The sequence below is a fragment of the Arthrobacter hankyongi genome, from assembly GCF_022012395.1.
Lineage (GTDB): Bacteria > Actinomycetota > Actinomycetes > Actinomycetales > Micrococcaceae > Crystallibacter > Crystallibacter hankyongi.
In genome coordinates this window covers 13,631-31,623 of record NZ_JAKLTQ010000003.1, presented here as the reverse complement: position 1 = coordinate 31,623, position 17,993 = coordinate 13,631, and the positions used below count along the sequence as shown (strand labels likewise).

Annotated in this window: 17 protein-coding genes and 3 tRNA genes; 2 read left to right on the top strand and 18 right to left on the bottom strand. The window is 68.6% G+C overall.

Going from position 1 to position 17,993, the window contains the following annotated elements; translation table 11 throughout:
* Window positions 1-5 precede the first annotated feature (5 nt).
* From LVY72_RS06280 to LVY72_RS06225, 12 genes are all read right to left on the bottom strand, one after another.
* Window positions 6-434: a MaoC family dehydratase gene (locus LVY72_RS06280; protein WP_237818823.1), complete on the bottom strand. Its 429-nt coding sequence runs from the start codon at window positions 432-434 to the stop codon at window positions 6-8.
* Window positions 431-892, bottom strand: a complete 462-nt coding sequence (locus LVY72_RS06275) for a MaoC family dehydratase N-terminal domain-containing protein (protein WP_237818821.1) — start codon at window positions 890-892, stop codon at window positions 431-433. The genes LVY72_RS06280 and LVY72_RS06275 overlap by 4 nt, the downstream gene beginning before the upstream one ends.
* A gap of 36 nt (window positions 893-928) precedes the next feature.
* Window positions 929-1,417 carry an acyl-CoA thioesterase gene (locus LVY72_RS06270; protein ID WP_237818819.1) on the bottom strand — a complete coding sequence of 163 codons (489 nt, stop codon included), beginning with the start codon at window positions 1,415-1,417 and terminating at the stop codon, window positions 929-931.
* Between the two features lie 34 nt (window positions 1,418-1,451).
* Window positions 1,452-1,715, bottom strand: a complete 264-nt coding sequence (locus tag LVY72_RS06265) for a hypothetical protein (protein WP_237818817.1) — start codon at window positions 1,713-1,715, stop codon at window positions 1,452-1,454.
* 130 nt (window positions 1,716-1,845) lie between these two features.
* Window positions 1,846-2,412, bottom strand: coding sequence for a type 1 glutamine amidotransferase domain-containing protein (locus LVY72_RS06260; protein ID WP_237818815.1), 567 nt, complete (start codon window positions 2,410-2,412; stop codon window positions 1,846-1,848).
* Between the two features lie 154 nt (window positions 2,413-2,566).
* Window positions 2,567-2,640: transfer RNA gene (locus tag LVY72_RS06255), tRNA-Met, on the bottom strand.
* Between the two features lie 57 nt (window positions 2,641-2,697).
* Window positions 2,698-2,769, bottom strand: a tRNA-Thr gene (locus LVY72_RS06250).
* Between the two features lie 216 nt (window positions 2,770-2,985).
* The gene (locus tag LVY72_RS06245; protein ID WP_237818813.1) at window positions 2,986-4,935 is read right to left on the bottom strand and encodes a DEAD/DEAH box helicase; all 1,950 of its coding nucleotides are present in this window, start codon (window positions 4,933-4,935) and stop codon (window positions 2,986-2,988) included.
* A 439-nt stretch (window positions 4,936-5,374) separates the two neighbouring features.
* Window positions 5,375-6,052, bottom strand: coding sequence for an MOSC domain-containing protein (locus LVY72_RS06240; RefSeq protein WP_237818810.1), 678 nt, complete (start codon window positions 6,050-6,052; stop codon window positions 5,375-5,377).
* On the bottom strand, window positions 6,045-6,494 hold the full coding sequence (locus LVY72_RS06235; protein ID WP_237818809.1) for a VOC family protein: 450 nt from the start codon (window positions 6,492-6,494) through the stop codon (window positions 6,045-6,047). The genes LVY72_RS06240 and LVY72_RS06235 overlap by 8 nt, the downstream gene beginning before the upstream one ends.
* A gap of 49 nt (window positions 6,495-6,543) precedes the next feature.
* Window positions 6,544-7,713: a cystathionine gamma-synthase gene (locus tag LVY72_RS06230; RefSeq protein WP_237818807.1), complete on the bottom strand. Its 1,170-nt coding sequence runs from the start codon at window positions 7,711-7,713 to the stop codon at window positions 6,544-6,546.
* A gap of 11 nt (window positions 7,714-7,724) precedes the next feature.
* Window positions 7,725-9,110 carry a cystathionine beta-synthase gene (locus LVY72_RS06225; protein WP_237818805.1) on the bottom strand — a complete coding sequence of 462 codons (1,386 nt, stop codon included), beginning with the start codon at window positions 9,108-9,110 and terminating at the stop codon, window positions 7,725-7,727.
* A gap of 109 nt (window positions 9,111-9,219) precedes the next feature.
* Between LVY72_RS06225 and LVY72_RS06220 the strand changes: the two genes are divergently transcribed.
* Entirely contained in the window at window positions 9,220-10,230 is a 1,011-nt protein-coding gene (locus LVY72_RS06220; RefSeq protein WP_237818803.1) for a DNA-3-methyladenine glycosylase family protein, read from the top strand.
* A gap of 84 nt (window positions 10,231-10,314) precedes the next feature.
* Here the strand turns inward: LVY72_RS06220 and trxA are convergent, their stop codons facing one another.
* From trxA to LVY72_RS06195, 5 genes are all read right to left on the bottom strand, one after another.
* Window positions 10,315-10,695 carry a thioredoxin gene (gene trxA, locus LVY72_RS06215; protein WP_237818801.1) on the bottom strand — a complete coding sequence of 127 codons (381 nt, stop codon included), beginning with the start codon at window positions 10,693-10,695 and terminating at the stop codon, window positions 10,315-10,317.
* Between the two features lie 70 nt (window positions 10,696-10,765).
* Complete coding sequence (locus LVY72_RS06210; protein WP_237818799.1) at window positions 10,766-12,286, bottom strand: hypothetical protein; 1,521 nt, start codon at window positions 12,284-12,286, stop codon at window positions 10,766-10,768.
* Between the two features lie 7 nt (window positions 12,287-12,293).
* Window positions 12,294-14,561: a transglycosylase domain-containing protein gene (locus LVY72_RS06205; RefSeq protein WP_237818796.1), complete on the bottom strand. Its 2,268-nt coding sequence runs from the start codon at window positions 14,559-14,561 to the stop codon at window positions 12,294-12,296.
* Between the two features lie 411 nt (window positions 14,562-14,972).
* Window positions 14,973-15,054 (bottom strand) — tRNA-Tyr (locus tag LVY72_RS06200).
* 123 nt (window positions 15,055-15,177) lie between these two features.
* On the bottom strand, window positions 15,178-15,549 hold the full coding sequence (locus tag LVY72_RS06195; RefSeq protein ID WP_237818794.1) for a hypothetical protein: 372 nt from the start codon (window positions 15,547-15,549) through the stop codon (window positions 15,178-15,180).
* A gap of 167 nt (window positions 15,550-15,716) precedes the next feature.
* On the opposite strand from LVY72_RS06195, the gene LVY72_RS06190 reads away from it, so the two are divergent.
* Window positions 15,717-16,208, top strand: a complete 492-nt coding sequence (locus LVY72_RS06190; RefSeq protein ID WP_237818792.1) for a YajQ family cyclic di-GMP-binding protein — start codon at window positions 15,717-15,719, stop codon at window positions 16,206-16,208.
* Between the two features lie 300 nt (window positions 16,209-16,508).
* Here LVY72_RS06190 and LVY72_RS06185 read toward each other — a convergent pair whose 3' ends face one another.
* Window positions 16,509-17,609 carry an IS110 family RNA-guided transposase gene (locus LVY72_RS06185; protein ID WP_237818790.1) on the bottom strand — a complete coding sequence of 367 codons (1,101 nt, stop codon included), beginning with the start codon at window positions 17,607-17,609 and terminating at the stop codon, window positions 16,509-16,511.
* Between the last annotated feature and the right edge of the window lie 384 nt (window positions 17,610-17,993).

The following is a 17,993-nucleotide window of genomic DNA, read 5'->3' as shown; positions in this document are numbered from 1 at the left end:
GCGGATTACCTGGTCCGGACGACGGCCTGGGCCTTGACCAGTACCTTCTGCCCGGCAGCGGTAACGGTCAGGTCCACACGGACGGTTCCGTTGGCCTCGTCGATGGCTCCGACGGCGCCGGTGACCTCGATCCGGGCGCCGGGTCCGTCCACGTCCTCAACGACGACCGGCTTGGTGAAGCGGGTCTGGTAGTCCACGATGGCGCCCGGATCCCCGATCCAGTCCGTGACGACCTGGACCGCCGCACCCATGGTGAACATGCCGTGGGCGATGACCCCCGGCAGGCCGACCTGGTCGGCGAAGCGGCCGTTCCAGTGGATCGGGTTGAAGTCACCGGAGGCACCGGCGTACCGCACCAAGTCCGCACGGGAGACCTCGATGGTTGCGCTGCCGATTTCCTGTCCGACTGACAGGGTGTCGAGTGCGATGCTCACTGGCCTTCCCCTCTCACCAGGATCGACGAGGTTGTGGTGGCGGCCTTGTCCCCGTCCACGGTGCTGATTTCGGCACGTGTGGTGATCATCGCGCCGCCGCCCATGGCACGGACCTGGTCCACATGCAGTTCGGCCACCAGTTCGTCCCCGGCCACGATCGGGCGGTGGTGGACGAAGCGTTGTTCGGCGTGCACCACACGGGAGAAGTCGATGCCGGCGGCCGGATCCTGCACCAGCTGCGCATCCGCGCGCTGGGCAATGATGATCGCGAAAGTCGGCGGGGCCAACAGGTCCCGGTAACCCAGTGACCGGGCGGCCTCGACATCGAAATGCGCCGGGTGGGTGGCCTTGACGGCGCGGGCGAATTCGCGGATTGTCTCGCGGCCTACCGTGTAGGTCTCGCCGGCCGGGTAGACCCGGCCGGCGAGGTCCGGATTGACCCCTGCGTGCTCAGACATGCAACTCCTTACAAGCGGGCAAAAGCTCTATCCAGCCTATGCGAAGACAGCCCGGCCCACGAACGGGCGGATCAGCGCGGCCTGGTCCCGGTCGATGCGCAGCAGCCGCCCGGTGTCCGCGGCGACGAACGCGATGGTGGTCTCGGCCTTGGCGCAAGCCTCGCCGGTGACCGGATCGTGGACGATGTATGCGATGGTGACGCTGGCCGCCTTCAGGGCACTGACCCAGACATCGATATCCAGCGGAATGTTGCGGTAGGTCAGCGGGGCCAGGTAGCGCACCCGGTGCTCGACGACCAGGGCCTGGGTGCCGGCGGGCAGGGTCGAGAAGAGCGGCACCTGCGGATCCTGGCCCGGCCCGCCGGTCCCGCCGGGAGGACCGAAGGCGTGGATACGGGCCTCCTCGAGGATGCGCAGGATCTCCACATTGTTCACGTGCCCGTAGGCATCCATGTCGCCCCAGCGCATGCCCACCTTGCAGGTGAGGACACGGCCCGTTTGGGTCTCTTCCAGAATCTTGCTCATCAGTCCTTCTCCGGCCCTTGGAGGGGCGGGGTGGCTAGTTGCCCGGCCGCTGCGGCGGCCGGCCTCCGGCGGGGCCTTGGGAGGCCGCCTGGCGGGCGCGGGCGTCCCGGGCGCGGACCACGAGTCCGGCCAGGTGCGTGAGCAACCCTGCGGCAATCACGACCAGCGCGGGCCAGCCCAGGACCGGCATCCGCGCTGCCGCCGCGATGATCGAAAGCAGGATGCCGGCACCGATCAGCGCCATCGCCGAGATGACCAGCTTGCGGTACAGCGGCGAGCCGAGGTCCCAAGGATTCATGGTTCAAGCCTATCGTTTCGCCGGCGTCCGGCCGCACCCGGCCGGCCCGGTCCGGCAGCACGCCGGGCCGGAGACGGCAACGGCGCGGCCCCGCACCGGGGTCCCGCGCCGCTGCAGCCGATGCTGCCGGTCAGGCCGTCTGCCCGGCGTGCGGGCCTTCGGCGACTTCCTCCAGCAGCTTGGCGTTGAAGACCGGCAGGTCCTTCGGACTGCGGCTGGTGACCAGCCCCTGGTCCACAACGACTTCCTCGTCCACCCAGTCCGCTCCCGCGTTGCGCAGGTCGGTGGCCAGGGTGTGGTACGAAGTCAGCCGCCGTCCATCCACGGCGCCGGCCTCGATCAACAGCCACGGCCCGTGGCAGATCGACGCTACCGGCTTATGCGCCTCGAAGAAGGCCCGGGCGAAGTCGACGGCGGCGGCCTCGACCCGCAGATGGTCGGCGTTGACGACGCCGCCGGGCAGGACCAGCGCGTCGTAGTCGGCCGGGTCGGCGTCGGCAACGGCGACGTCCACATCGAAGGTGTCCGCCTTGTCGACGCCGTCGAATCCCTGCAGTTGTCCGGTCTTGGGCGCCACCAGGACCGGCTCTCCGCCGGCGTCCTTGACGGCCTGCCACGGGCTGGTCAGCTCCACCTGTTCCACACCGTCCGTCAGCAGGAAGGCGATCTTCTTTCCGGAGATATCGGCAGCAGCCATGATTGCTCCTTACGGCTAGGCAGTGATGCCGCGGGAGTGCGGCGTATCTCCACCGTAGGCACAGCCGAAAACAGTAAGCAAGCTGACTGTTTGCCGCGGGGCTGGCCTGAAACGCAGAAAACCCCTCCCGGTCCGGGAGGGGTTTTCCTTGCCGTAGCGGTGCCGGGACTCGATCCCGGGACCTCACGATTATGAGTCGTGCGCTCTAACCAGCTGAGCTACACCGCCACGAATGGGAATGCCCGCACTGCGCCTTGCGACACAGACGCGGGCTCCGCCATTCAGAGCCCCCCACGGGAATCGATCCCGTGACCTCAGTCTTACCAAGACTGCGCTCTACCACTGAGCTAGGGGGGCAACGGAGAAATACATTACCAGCACTTTGCGCCGGTGTGAAATCGAAACGGATCATTGTGTCCGAACCCACATTTTCGCCCCCTCCGCAGGGCTAAATCCCCTCTGCAGGGCTCAAGGGGAACTGGACGCGGATTAAATGCCGGAGGGGCATCCGCCGATGCGGATGCCCCTCCGGGGGTACGGCCAAGCGCAGGCGCGCCGCAGGACCTTTGGCTGCTAGCCGCGGCCGTGCCGGGGCTTGCGGGCGCCCATGCCGCGGCCGCCGAAGCCGGACTCCGAGCGGTCGCCGCGCTCCGGCCGGTCGCCGCGGTAACCGCGCTCGCCACGGTCGCCGCGGTCGCTGCGGAAGCCCCGGTCGCGGTCCCCGCGGTCATTGCGGAAACCGCCACGGAAGCCGCCGCGGTCCTGGCGGTAGCCGCCGTCCTCGCGGTCACGGCGCGGCTTGCGGCCGCTATCCAGCTCCAGCTGGATCAGTTCGCCACCGATGCGGGTCTTGGACAGCGCCCGCAACTGCTCCGGCGAGAGATCCGCGGGCAGCTCCACCAGGGAGTGATCCGAACGGATGTCGATGCCGCCGATCTGCGCCGAGCTCAGGCCGCCTTCGTTGGCGATCGCGCCGACGATCGAGCCGGGCATGACACGGTGGCGGCGGCCGACGGCGATGCGGTAGGTCGCGTTGCCCTCGGTCAGGGCGCGGGACGGGCCACGGGAGTTCATGGCGTCCCGGCCGCCGCCGGCGCGCTCGCGCTGACCCTTCGGCGCCTGGGGCAGGTCCTGGACCAGCAGCGGGCGTCCGCCCTGTGCCATGACGGCCAAGGCCGCCGCGATCTCCGCAGCCGGCACGTCGTGCTCCTGCTCGTAGTTCGCGATCAGGTCGCGGAAGAGCGAGACATCTTCGGAGGCCAGCGTCTCGGTGATCTTGTCCGCGAACTTGCTCAGGCGCAGGTTGTTGATGGTCTCGGCCGAGGGCAGGTGCATCTGCTCCACCGGCTGGCGGGTGGCCTTTTCGATCGCCCGCAGCAGGTACTTCTCGCGCGGGGTCATGAACAGGATCGCGTCGCCCGAGCGGCCGGCCCGGCCGGTGCGGCCGATGCGGTGCACGTAGGACTCGGTGTCATGCGGGATGTCGTAGTTCACGACCAGGGTGATGCGTTCGACGTCGAGGCCGCGGGCGGCGACATCCGTGGCCACCAGGATGTCGATCTTGCCGTCGCGCAGGGCCTCGACAGTGCGCTCGCGCTGCTGCTGCGGAATGTCGCCATTGATGGCGGCGGCCCGGTAGCCGCGCGACTTGAGCTTGTCAGCCAGGTCCTCGGTGGCCATCTTGGTACGCACGAACGCGATGATGCCGTCGAAGTCTTCGGCCTCAAGGATGCGGGTCATCGCATCCAGCTTGTGCGGGCCCATGACCTGCAGGTAGCGCTGGCGGGTGTTGGCGCCCGTGGTGGTCTTGGACTTCACCGAGATCTCGGCCGGGTTGTTCAGGTACTGCTTGGCGATGCGCCGGATGGACGACGGCATGGTCGCGGAGAACAGTGCCACCTGCTTCTCCTCCGGGGTCGCCTCGAGGATCTTGTCGACCTCCTCGGCGAAGCCCATCCGCAGCATCTCGTCCGCCTCGTCCAGGACCACGTACTGCAGCTCGGAAAGATCCAGGGAACCCTTCTCGATGTGGTCGATCACGCGGCCGGGGGTGCCGACCACGACCTGGGCGCCGCGGCGCAGGCCGGCCAGCTGCGGACCGTAGGGCGAGCCGCCGTAGACAGGCAGCACGGTGAAGTCCTCAAGGTGCTTGGCATAGGAGCTGAAGGCCTCGGCGACCTGCAGCGCCAGCTCGCGGGTGGGGGCCAGCACCAGCACCTGGGTGTTTCGGGTGGGGCCGTTGGCCTCGGCCAGTTCGGCCATCCGGGACAGCGCCGGGACGGCGAAGGCTGCGGTCTTGCCTGTGCCGGTCTGGGCCAGGCCGACGACGTCGCGGCCTTCGAGCAGCACCGGGATGGTGGCAGCCTGGATCGGCGAGGGCTTTTCGTAGCCGACGTCGGTCAGGGCCGCCAGGACGCGGCCGTCGAGGTTGAAATCGGTGAACAGCACGGTGTCTTCGGTGCCGTTCTCATTCCCGGCTGCTTCCGCACTCCGGTCGGCGTCGTCATGGGTGTATTCGGACATGGAGAATCCTCATCTTCATTTGGGACGGGGGCCACCGGCGCTGCATCGGCAGCGGTCGGGAGGCCTCTTACGCAAAGTCCGGCACTATTGCAATCCCATGGCAGGACTTCCCGCCGCGCTCTGGACGTGTTCGCTTCTGCGCAGCTGAGCTGCTCCGCGGATCTCCTGGCGGCGTTTTCAAAGCCGGCGCTCCCAAATGACACTGCCCGCTGGACGCGGACCCTACACACCAATCAGACGCGGTAAACATGGTGACGGCCGGAAACCGTGGCGGTTCCGGCCGGTTCGGCCAGTGGTTTACCCGTAGAAATGCGGGAATACCGGAGTGGGGGATGCTTCTATCTTACGGCATGGCGCAAGCCGGTGGTGCCGGCACCGTGCCCGGGGGCCGGTGAGATTGCGCACACCGGCCTTCGGAGGGCCGGACGGCCGGCAGCCGTCAGCCCGCGGCGGTGGCATCCCGCGGGCTGACGGCGCGGGTCACCCGCGCGACGGCGGCCCGCACCCGGGGTGCCAGGCTCACCTCGCCGGCGTCCCCGGCGGCCCGCAGCGCTGCGGCGCCGGCCTTGTCCAGGCCCGCAAAGAACTGGGCCACGGTCACCGGGTGCCGCGGCCGGTGGACGATTTCGATGCCGTCCCCGGAGCGGATCTCGCCGGTTTCGAGGACCTGCAGGTAGGCTCCGGGCCGGCCGGCGGCGGTGAAACGGCGCACCCATTGGGGTTCGTGAAGATGCCGGGCGAAGGTACCGCAGGGAATCCGTGCCGAGGTCACCTCCACTACCACCTGGGCCCCGATCCGCCAGCGCTCGCCGATCACGGCGCCGTTGACGTCGACGCCGGAGGTGCGCAGGTTCTCGCCGAACAGGCCGGCCGGAATCTGGCGTCCGAGTTCCTCCGCCCACCAGCGGGCGTCTTGGTCCGCGTAGGCGTACAGGGCCTGCAGTTCGCCGCCGTGGTGCCGGCGGTCGGCCTGGACGTCCGCCCGCAGGCCCAGCTTCGTGACCTTGACCGGGCCGCCGGCCGGCCGCTTGTCGATGGCGGTAACACCGGCCGGACCGGCGTCGGGTTTCAGGGCATGCACGCGGCAGACGGCCAGCAGGGCGCCCGGTTCAGGCATGGCCTTCGAAACTGACGTCCTGGACCTCCTCGGCGGGCGGGGCCAGGGGCTGGCCGCGGTAATCGCTGAAGCCCCAGAGGTTGCCGTCCGGGTCCCGCAGGCCGAAGCTGCGGGCGCCATAGTCCGTGTCGGTGGGCTCCTGGATGATGTCCGCACCGGCCGCGGCAACGGTCCGGTACAGGTCGTCCGGGTGGTGGGTGTAGACATTGAGCTGGGCGCTGCCCGGCTCCCGTGCCCACAGGCCCGATCCGGTCCAGGCGGAGACCATGACCAGCCCGCCCTCCGGCCAGAGCAGCTCGGCGTGCGCCACGTCCCCGCCTGCTTCGTAGAGGGCATGGGTGGTAAAGCCGACGGTTCCGGTCAGGAAGCCGATCAGGCCCCTGGCATCGCGCGACTGCAGGCCGGCCCAGACGCCGGCCGGTGGATAGTGTCTGTTCTCCATGCCCCCAGTATTCCCACTCGGTGCCCGGATGCGCCAGCGTTGCCAGGCGTCAGAGCCGGCCGAAGGCCTGGTCCAGGTCCGCGATCAGGTCCTCGGCGTCCTCGATGCCCACCGAGAGCCGGATCAGGTTCTCCGGCACGGCCAGCTCGGTGCCCTTGACCGAGGCGTGGGTCATCTCGGACGGGTAGTTCAGCAGCGACTCGATGCCGCCGAGGGACTCGGCCAGGGTGAACACCGCGGTGGACTCGGCGACCTTGCGGGCCGCGGCCTCGCCGCCGGTGAAGGAGACCGAGACCATGCCGCCGAAGCCGCGCATCTGCCGCTTCGCCAGCTCGTGGCCGGGGTGGTCCGGCAGGCCCGGGTAGTACACGGTCTCCACCTCGCTGCGCCCGGCCAGCCATTCGGCCACCGCCTGCGCGTTGGCGCTGTGCCGGTCCATCCGCACGCCCAGGGTCTTCAGACCGCGGGTGGTCAGGAACGCGTCCATCGGCGAGGAGACGGCACCAACGGCGAACTGCACGAAGCCGACCTTGCCGGCCAGCTCGTCGTCGTTGAGCACCACGGCTCCGCCGATCACGTCCGAGTGGCCGCCGATGTACTTGGTGGTGGAGTGCACCACGATGTCCGCGCCCAGCGCCAGCGGGTTCTGCAGGTACGGCGAGGCGAAGGTGTTGTCCACCACCAGCAGGGCCCCGGCGGCGTGCGCCACGGCGGCCAGCCCGGCGATGTCGGTGATCTTCATCATCGGGTTGGACGGGGTCTCCACCCACACGATGCGGGTCTTCGCCGCCGCGACGGCGGCCGCCACCGCGTCCAGGTCCGCCATGTCCACCACGGTGTGGCCGACGCCCCAACCGCCGAGCACGCGGTTGATCAGCCGGTAGGTTCCGCCGTAGGCATCGTTGCCGAGCACGATGTGCTCGCCGGGGGTCAGCAGCGCACGGATCAGCGCGTCCTCGGCGGCCAGTCCGGAGGCGAAGGAAAAGGCGTGCCGGCCGCCTTCGAGGGCGGCCAACTGCTCCTGCAGCGCATCCCGGGTCGGATTGCCGCCGCGGCCGTATTCGTAGCCGGAGCGCAGCCCGCCGATGCCGTCCTGGGCATAGGTGGAGCTGAAGTGCACCGGCGGCACGACGGCGCCGGTGCGCGGTTCGAAGGCCTGTCCGGCGTGCACGGCGCGGGTGTTGAAGCCGGTGCCGGAAGCGTTCTCGAAGGTGGTCATCGCAGGTTCCCTCAGTTCGTCAGGTAGGTCAGCAGGTCGTGGCGGGTCAGCACACCCACGGGTGCACCCTCGAGGGTCACCATCAGGGCATCGGTGTGCTGGAGCTTTTCGCGGGCCGCCGAGATCGATTCCAGGGCGCCGATCAGCGGCATCTTCTCCCCCATGTGGTCGCCGATCTTGTCCGTCAGCTTCGCCTCGCCGCGGAACAGCAGCCCGGTCAGGGTGCGCTCGTCGACGGCACCCACCACTTCGCCCATCACCACCGGGGGTTCCTTGGACAGCACCGGCAGCACGGAGACACCGTATTCGTTGATGATCTCGATGACGTCGCGCACCGATTCGGCCGGATGGGTGTGGACCAGGTCCGGCAGCGTGCCGGCCTTGCCCTGAAGCACTTGGCCGACGGTGGATTCCTCGCTGCCGGGGATGAATCCGTAGGAGCGCATCCACTCGTCGTTGAAGATCTTGGCCAGGTAACCGCGGCCGGAATCAGGCAGGATGACCACGACGACGTCGTCGGCCGTGAGCTCACGGGCCACCCGCAGCGCGGCGACCACCGCCATGCCGGAGGAACCGCCCACGAGCAGGCCCTCCTCGCGGGCCAGCCGCCGGGTCATCGCGAAGGACTCGGCATCGTTGACCGCCAGCACCTCGTCCGGCACGTTCTTGTCATAGTTGCCCGGCCACATATCCTCGCCCACGCCCTCGACGAAGTACGGGCGCCCGGTGCCGCCGGAGTAGACCGAGCCTTCCGGGTCCGCGGCGATAATCTTCACCCGGCCGCCCTGCTCGGCCGGCCGGTCCGCCGAAATGTCCTTCAGGTACCGGCCGGTACCGGTGATGGTCCCGCCGGTGCCGGCACCGATCACCACGTGGGTGACCTTGCCCTCGGTATCGCGCCAGATCTCCGGCCCGGTGGTCTCGTAGTGGCTGGCCGGGGCCGCGGGGTTGGAGAACTGGTCCGGCTTGTACGCGCCTTCGATCTCGGTGACCAGCCGGTCCGAGACACCGTAGTAGGACTCCGGGCTGTCCGGGGCCACGGACGTGGGGGTTACGACGACGTCGGCACCGTAGGCCCGCAGCACGTCGCGCTTTTCCTGGCCCACCTTGTCCGGGGTCACGAAGATGGACTTGTAACCCTTCTGCTGGGCCACCAGGGCCAGGCCGACGCCGGTATTGCCGCTGGTCGGCTCCACCACCGTCCCACCGGGCCGGAGCTTGCCGTCCCGCTCCGCCTGCTCGATCATCTTCACCGCGATGCGGTCCTTGATCGAGCCGCCGGGGTTGAAATACTCCACCTTCGCCAGGACTGTGGCGGCGATTCCTTCGGTCACTTTGTTCAGCTTGACCAACGGTGTGTTGCCGATCAGGTCCAGAACAGAATTGGCATACTTCATGGCCCCAAATCTACCCGCCGGCCGTGCCGGGGTCATGTCGGCCCGTCATCGCGTCACATTGGCCGGGCCGCCGGGCGCCGGCCCGGCGCCGCCGTGGGAGCATGGATGCATGCCTGCAGTTTCCCCGGCCCGTGCCTCGACAGCGGCGCAGCCAGAGGCACAGCCGGCGGCGGCACGGCGCGCCGGGGACCGCGCCGCCGTCGTCGACATGCCCGGCGGCTACGACCTCGCCGGCACGCTGGGCATCCTGCCGCGCGGCCGGCAGGACCCTACCTGCCGGATCGGCCCCGACGGCGTGTGGCTGGTGTACGCGGGGCCCGCCGGCCCGGTCACGCTGCGGCTGACCGCCCGCCCGGCGGACGGCCGCACCGCCGTTTCCGCCGACTGCTGGGGCCCGGGCGCAGACGCGGCACTGGAATCCCTGCCCGGGCTGCTGGGCGCCGCGGACGACTGGTCCGGATTCGACGAACCGGGATTCCAGGCCACCCTCCCCCGCCTGGTCACCGAGCCGCGGCGGCGGCACCGCGGCCTGCGGCTGCCTGCCACCGGCCGGGTCTTCGACGCCCTCGTGCCGGTGGTGCTGGAGCAGAAGGTCACCACGATCGAGGCCCGCTATTCCTGGAAGTACCTTGTGGGCAAGTATGGCTCGCCCGCTCCGGGACCGGCGCCGGCCGGCATGATGCTGGCCCCTTCCCCGGCGCAGTGGCGGCGCATCCCGTCCTGGGACTGGCACCGGGCCGGAGTGGATCCGAAGCGGTCGGCGACCATCCTGCGCGCCTGCGCCGTCGCCGCGGGGCTGGACCGGCTCGCGGCGCTGCCGCCGGGGCCGGAGTTGGCCGCGAAGCTGTGCTCGGTGCCGGGCATCGGGCCGTGGAGCGCCGCGGAGATCGCCCAGCGCACGCACGGAGATCCAGACTCGGTTTCCGTGGGGGACTTCCATCTGGCCGCCTTCGTCGGCTACGCCCTGACCGGACGCCGGACCGACGACGCCGGCATGCTCCGGCTGCTGCAGCCGTGGCGCGGCCACCGCCAGCGGGTGGTGCGACTGCTCGGGCTCAGCGGCGTCCGCAAGCCGGCCTTCGGGCCGCGGCTGGCGCCGCAGGACCACCGCTTCCACTAACCTGCCGCAGGAACCTCAAAGACAGCGGGGCACCGCCGTCGGGCGACGGCGGTGCCCCGTTGATCCAAAACAGGGATCGGGTGCTTACTCCTGGCCGGCCTGCTGGGCCTGCTGGGCGGCGACCTGGGCGTGGACTTCCTTCATGTCCAGGCCCTTGACCGCCTGCACCAGTTCGGAGAACTGGGTGGCGTTCAGCGCGCCGGCCTGGGAAAAGACCAGGACCTTCTCGCGGAAGGCCATCAGGGTGGGAATGGAGGAGATGCCGGCAGCGGCGGCAAGGCGCTGTTCCGCCTCGGTGTCCACCTTCGCGAAGACCACGTCCGCATGCTCCGAGGACACGGCGTCATAAACGGGGGCGAACTGCTTGCACGGGCCGCACCAGTCGGCCCAGAAGTCGACGAAAACGATGTCGTTCTCCTCGATGGTCTGCGGAAACTGGGCTTCGGTGACGTTGATCGTTGCCATATTCCCAAGGTTATCGGCCGCTCCCCCGGCCTGTCGCCGGTGTTCGCTCAGCGCATGACTGCCCGCCCGGTCAATTGGCCTGGTTCGGTGCAGGGTCTGCCGGCGGAGCAGGTTCGGCCGGCACCGCCGGCGGGGTCTGGGACAGAATCGCCGGGAAGCCGACTTCCTTGCGGCAGTCCACGGTCTCCGGGTCCACGTCGGCAGCCTCCGATTCCTTGACGATCTCCTTGTTCTTGTCCGTGCAGCGCTCCAGTTCCTTGGCGTATTTCGTCCGGGCGTCCGCTTGGTCGCCCAGGAACTCGTTGTGCGTGGCCAAGGCGTCCTGGTAGCGGGCGTAGCGCGCCCAGTACTGGTTCCAGTCATCCTCGATGCCTGCCCAGGTCGCATTGACCTTGCTGACCTTCGCCGCGTACTTCTTGTATTCGGCGACCTGCTCCTTGTACTTGCCGTAGGCCTTCCAATAGTCCAGCACCTCCTGCTGCCACTGCCGCTGGTCCGTCAGCAGGGCCGCCACGGCCTTCCGGGTGAGCTCGCGGTTGGTCTTGTCCGCAGCAGCGCTGTCGAACGGCACGGCGGGCATACCGGTGAAGGCCCAGCCGCAGCCCGGTCCGGTCTTGTCTTCGGTCAGGATCCGGACGGCCTTCTCGGTCGTGGCCGCCGGGTCCGGACTTTTCGGCGGCTCGGGGTAGGCCATCGGTTCGGGCATCGGGGGCCAGACCGGGTACCACGGCTGGACCGTCGCATCGACCTTCTTGACCTTCAGGGTGGGCGCCGGAAGTTGGACCATCAGCACATTGGCCGCAGTGGCATTCTGCGGCACGGCCATGTCGCGCACGGCCACGCCGGTGCTGACCGTATAGGGCTTGTAGCCGGACGCGGACCAAGGCGACCGGCTCGCGTCGGCCGGCTGCGAGCGCGGATTGGCGCAAACCGGGTTCAGCTTGCTGCCCAGCCGCACGTCGAATGCGCGGGCCAGTTTCACTACCGGTGTCTTCGCATCCGCCACGTAGAACGCCAGGACGTCACCCCGGCGGGTGGCCAGTACCTGGGAGACGGCCTGGCCCTTGGAAGCGATGGCCAAGTGCGCCTCGACGCCAGGCTGCTTGCCGTTGATGCTGCCTTGCTCGACGACGATGTCGTCGCCGGCGCAGGAGTCGTAGCGGGCCAACTGCTGTTTCATCACCTCGGCACCGAGTCCGGCCCGGTAGGCGGCCAGAACCACCTGGACCAGGTGGCCGCCGGTGCTGAACAGGCGCGAGACGGATACCGATGGGGCGGTACCGTCCACCGGGCAGTCGAAGGGCATCGGCTGGGCGGCCGCCCGCTGCAGGGTGCCGGCCGCCTTCCAGCCCTGGGGCGGGGACTCCAGCACCCCGTTCAGCACCGAATCCGCCGGCGAGTCCTTGATCTTGGCCAGCACCGCCTCCGGCTGGGCCCGTCCCACGGCAGGCGCCCCCGCCGTCGACGGCGACTGGTAGGCCAGCGGCGCGCCGCTGAGCGACAGCGCGGTGAGACCGGTGCCGCTGATGGCGGCCAGGGTCAGCGCACCGACGGCCAGGGCCAGGACCGGATGTTTGTCGAGCACCGACATCTCGGGCCTACCTTTCCTCGGGAACGGTAATGCCGGTCCGGCTGCCCTGGCTCAGGGTCAGCTCGATCTTTTGCCGGTAGCGCAGGGGCCCGCCGGGTTTCGGGGACTGTTGTACCACGGTGTCCACCGGATAGAGCGCATCGCCCGGCGCGGTCTTGGAGCGGACCACCGGCCTGAGGTCGTTGCGCAGCAGGACCGTGATGGCCTCGTCCACCTTCAGGCCCCGCACGTCCGGGACAGCTTGCCGCGCAATCCGGCTGGCCAACGACGGTTCGTTGTCCGGCAGCGCCAGGGCTGGCTTGCCCTTGAGCGCTCCCTCCATCGTCGCCTTCCACACCGGCCCTGCCACCTCGGAGCCGGTGAGGTCGGTGAAGGACTTGCCGTAGGCCGTGACCTGGTTCAGCGGGTACTGGACGCCGCCGCGCGGGTCCCCCAGCCAGACGGCGGCGGAGAGTTGCGGGGTGGCGCCCACAATCCAGTTCGCGGCGAAGTCATTGGTGGTTCCGGTCTTGGCGCCGGCCTCGCGGTCCTTGAGCCGGCCGAGCAGGCCAAGTGTCCCGTCGGGCTGGAACGGCTCCTTCAGGATGTTCGCCACGGTGTCCGCGACCGCCGGATCGATCTCCTGGTGGCAGCCCGGGTCCGGGGCCCGAAGCTTCTCCCCGGTGTCGCTGCGGACCACGCTTGTCACCGTTACCGGCCGGCAGACGATGCCTCCGCTCATGAAGGCGGCATAGGCGTTGGCCATCTGCAGCGGGGATATTTCGTAGGCGCCCAGGGCCAGATAGGCTTCCCGCCCGAACAGTTCAGGGAGGGAGGTGATGCCCAGCCGCCGGGCGAATTTGCCGACGTTGACGACGCCGACGCGTTCGATCAGCCGCACGAAATACACATTCACCGAGCTGCGGACGGCCTTGTAGGCATCGATCACCCCGTAGTTGCGGTAGGCATAGTTGACGTAGCCGCCCGGTGGATTGGCCAACACAGAGTAGTACGGGCCGTTGGCCTCCAGCCGGGTGGTGGCCGGAATGCCCCGGCTCAGCGCCGTTGCCAGCACGATCGGTTTCATCGACGAACCGACCTGGAAGGCCTGCTTGGCATAGACCACTTCGGTCTTGCCCCTGCCGTTGCCCCATTTCCGGTTCTGTGCCACGGCGGTGATGCGGCCGGTTCCTGGCTCGACGAGGGCGGTCCCCAGTGCGGCCCGGTTTCCGTATCCCAGCGCCTCCACCACTGCTTTCTGGGCCGCCTTGGCAGCCTGCGGATCCAGGGCCGTCTTCAGCGTCATGCCGCCGCGCGAAAGCCTGTCCTGGCGCTCCTCCGGCGTGGCGCCGAAGGCCGGGTCGGTCAGGATCTCGTCCCGGACCAGGGCGCAGTAGAACGGGTATTTGGAATCGCCGCAGCCGGACGGGACCGAACCCCGCCGCAGCCCCAGCGGCGCCTGGCTCAGCTCCCGCGCCTCGCCGGCATCGATCACGCCGCGGAACTGGAGGGTGGAGATCACGGTGTTGCGCCGTGCCTTGGCCGCCTCCGGGTGCCGGACCGGGTCGTAGACCGTGGGGCCTTTGAGCATCCCGACCAGCAGCGCGGACTGGGCCCGGTTGAGTTTGGCCGCCGTGGTGCGGAAATAGATCCGCGCGGCGGCCTCGACGCCGTAGGCCAAGTTGCCGAAATACACCGCGTTGACGTAGCGGGTGAGGATTTCGTCCTTGCTCAGCCTCCTCTCCAGCTCGATGGCGTACCTGGCTTCGCGGATCTTGGCGTTGTAGGTATCCCCGACGGCCACGGATTCCTCGGTGGCATCCCGCGCATTGTTGACCAGGATGTTCTGCACCAGCTGCTGGGTGATCGTGGAGGCACCCTGGGTGTGGGTTGAGAGGGCGTTATTGACCAGGGCGCGGGTCACCCCGTACGGGTCCACGCCGCGGTGCTCATAGAAGCGGACGTCCTCGGTGCTGATCAGGGTCTGGAGGAAGACGTCGGAAACCTGGTCCAGCTTCACGTCGATCCGGTTTTCGCTGTAGAAGCGGGCGAATTCGTGCCCGTTCTTGTCCAGCAGGACGGTATGCTGCGGCAGCGTAGTGTCCAGCGGCAGCTCCGAGGGCAGTTCGTCCCACAGATCCACGGCGGAACGTCCGGCAGCCGAGATCGCCACCGCCGCCGGCGCCACCAGCGACCCGACGCTGACCGCCACCGCCGCCACCGCAGCCATCCAGAATACAGAGCGGGCAGCCGCATTGCGGCCGCGGTCCTCGTATCCCCTGGGCGCTGTCTCCATCAGTTGTTCGAGTCCGACAGAGTCGGGTTTCCTGCGTCGCCAAAGCCCCATGATGCCGACGTACGGAAGATCCTGTGGTGCCGCGCCTGCGCTCGGCCGGAGCCGGCGGAGGCCGGCGGCACTTCATCGTGCCGGGTGCATGCCTGCAGCCAAGGAATCAGGCGGAATTACCCCATGGAAAGCAGGATCCCCTTGCCGCCGGCGGTCCCCCCGGACCACGGTTCACATCGTCTGCCGCACTCCTCCTTCCTCGAAGACGGAGCAATCATTCTGAACAGTAGAGCGTCTGCGGCAACTTGGATAGGGCCTTGGCCTAATCGAAATCCGGGCCGGGGCAAGAAGGCCCGGAATGCAGAACACCCCGGATCCTGAATCAGGATCCGGGGTGCAGCGTCCCGGCCGGGACGGCGGTGGCAGATGAGGGATTCGAACCCCCGTAGGCAGTGCCAGCTGATTTACAGTCAGCCCCCTTTGGCCGCTCGGGTAATCTGCCGAACGTCTTCATCGAAGACCGCTTCCGTTTGTGGAAGCAAGACAACCTTACACAAACTTGGCCTGAGTTTCGAATCGGGCGTTTCCGGCCGCCGCCATGCCCCTCCGCAGGACCGCCCGCGCCTCAGCGGCCCTGCATGATCCGCGCCGCAAGCTGGGCGGTGAACCGGTCGGCCTGGGCCTGCGTGACCAGCCCCAAGGACACCGCCTGCTGCATCTCCTGGCGGATTCCGGCGATGCGTCCGGCGCGCTCCCGGGCTGCATCCGGCTCGGACCGCAGCAGGCCGGCCTGCACTTCCGGCGCGTCGATGCCGCGGCGGGCCAAGGTTCCGGCAGCAGCTGCCGACAGCTGGGCATGGGCCCCGAACGTCTGCGGAACGGCGGCCTGTGCCGGGGCCGTGCCCAGCACTCCCAGGACGCTGACGGCGGCTGCCGCCAGAAGCGACCCTGCTGCCACCTTCATCGACCGGACGACATAGCGCGGGCGGCTCCCCATGTAATTGCTCCTTCGACTCTTTGGTTCGTATCGATTAACCGAAACCAGTCTTGCCAATCCATATGAACGGTTACTGCCGGAAACCTGTGCGTTTGCTGGGAAGCTGCAGGCCGGGCGCCAGCCAGTAGGCTAGGGAGGAGAATATCCGGCCCCAGCGAGGAGGAAACATGGCCAGCGAGTCTTCGTTCGACATCGTCAGCAAGGTGGACAAGCAGGAAGTGGCAAACGCCCTGAACCAGGCGCAGAAGGAACTGTCCCAGCGCTACGACTTCAAGGGCGTCGGTGCCGAGGCGGATTTCAGCGGCGAGAAGATCCTGATGAAGGCCAACTCCGAGGAACGCGTCAAGGCGGTGCTGGACGTGCTGCAGTCCAAGCTGGTCAAGCGCGGCATCTCGCTGAAGTCCCTCGACGCCGGCGAACCCTACGCATCCGGCAAGGAGTACCGCATCGAGGCCTCGATCAAGGAAGGCATTGCCCAGGACCAGGCCAAGAAGATCAACAAGATCATCCGCGATGAAGGCCCCAAGGGTGTGAAGTCCCAGATCCAGGGCGACGAGCTGCGCGTCTCCTCCAAATCCCGCGACGACCTGCAGGAGGTCATCTCCCTGCTGAAGTCCTCGGACCTGGACGTGGACCTGCAGTTCATCAACTACCGCTGATATGTAGAGAGGTTTGTCAAGAGGCAGTGGTGAGCGGCTCCCGGCTGGTTGGGTCGGGAGCCGCTCTTTTGGTGCCGGCCAGGGCACGGAGGGGGCGGCTGGGCGGACTGTTGTCGACTGGCATGGTCAGGCTGACACACGCGGGTTGGTTCCGCATGACGATGTGTTCGGCGGACTCTACCGTGGTCTAGGACCGGGCGTCGCAGGCGTTGGGGCCGGCTGCCCATAGCGTTCTCCCGGGTTAGGTCCCACATGCTGCCCATGCCGCCGGTCCACGCCGGCGGCCGGCACGTTTCGGGGTCAGGCCGCCTTCATCGCGGCTCCTTGCTGGAGGGGTACGGCCAGTGACCAGCACCAGCCGGCCAGTTCGCGGGCGACGGCCGTGTTGGCTTTGGTGGAGGCCTTGTTCCGGGCGTCGAAGGCTTCCCAGCGGCGGTGCAGGCGCTGGTTGCCTTCCTGGGCCCGGATTCGGGTGGCCGGGTCGACCAGTTCCCACTGCTTGAGCAGGCGCACGCCGGGTCTGCGGTAGGGGCGGCGGTGGATCCAGGCCGCTTCGGCCAGGAGCCAGCGGGCGTGGCTGTTGCCGGCCTTGGTAATCGCACCCTGCCTGCGGGTCTGCCCGGAAGAGTCTTCGGACGGGACCAGGCCCAGGTAGGAACCGATGGTGGCGCCGGTGAAGCGCGTCCAGTCTCCGATCTCGGCAGCGAGCCCGAATCCTGCGGCGGTGTCGATCCCGCGCAGGCAGGTCAGGGCGTTGATCACCGGCGTGTATTCACAGTCCGCGGCAGCGGATGCGACCAGCTTGTCCAGCCGCTTGCGCCGCTGCACTGCCAGCGACTCGGCTTCGAGCAAAGACTCGAACACGGCCTGGGCGGCCGGATGATCAAAGTGTTGCCGGCCCAGCCACGCCGAATGGGCGCGGGTCCAGTGCGAGGCTTCCGGATAGACGGCGCCCTGGCGCAGCAGCATCGCGTTGATCCGCTGCCGGGCGTGGGTGAGGTCTTTGACCGCAGCCGCGTGGGCGCGGCAAAGGTCCCGCATCGCTTCCTGGTCCGCAGTGGGCACCCTGACCGGCACGATCTCCCCGAGCCGGAGCATCCGGGCCAGGGACATTGCATCACGTTTATCGGTTTTGACCCGGTCTCCCGGTGCCCGCAGCAGCCGCGAGGGCGCAGCGACCTGGCACTCGATGCCCGCCCCGGCCAGGGTGCGGGCCAGCCAGAAGCCGGTCGGTCCGGCCTCATAGGTGACGGCAATGGGGCCCGGCAGCCGCTCAAGCCAGGCCGTGACGTCGTCGGGGGCGAGGGTCTGTCGGATGATTTCCCCGGTCGTCGAATCCAGGGCGCAGGCGGCGATGCTGCGGGCATGGACATCCAATCCCACAGAGGTACGCTCGAACATAGCTGGGACCTCCTGATCTTCAAATGTGGCACTGCCAGTCCACACCCGCCGCCCCGGGCAGGGGAACGGGTGTCGCGGAACCTGGTAACCCACGACTGTTTTGAAGCCGAGGCCCCAGCCCCGCTGACGGCCCGTCCGATAGAGGCCATCACCGCCGGGCAACAGGCCCCGACGCGCCGCCGGCCAACTCCGGGCAACCTGCCCGGTGAAGCCGGCACGGCGGGACCGCCCCGGCGATAATGGCCGGTCGGACGGACCGGGGTGCGGAACCCCGAAACTCTTCGGGTAACCCCCGCCCCTTCATATTTCTAATGGGTAGTGGCAAGCCCGAGGCTTGCTGCCAGACTTGGCCCCCTCGGGCCGGGCGTGACTCGCTTCATATCC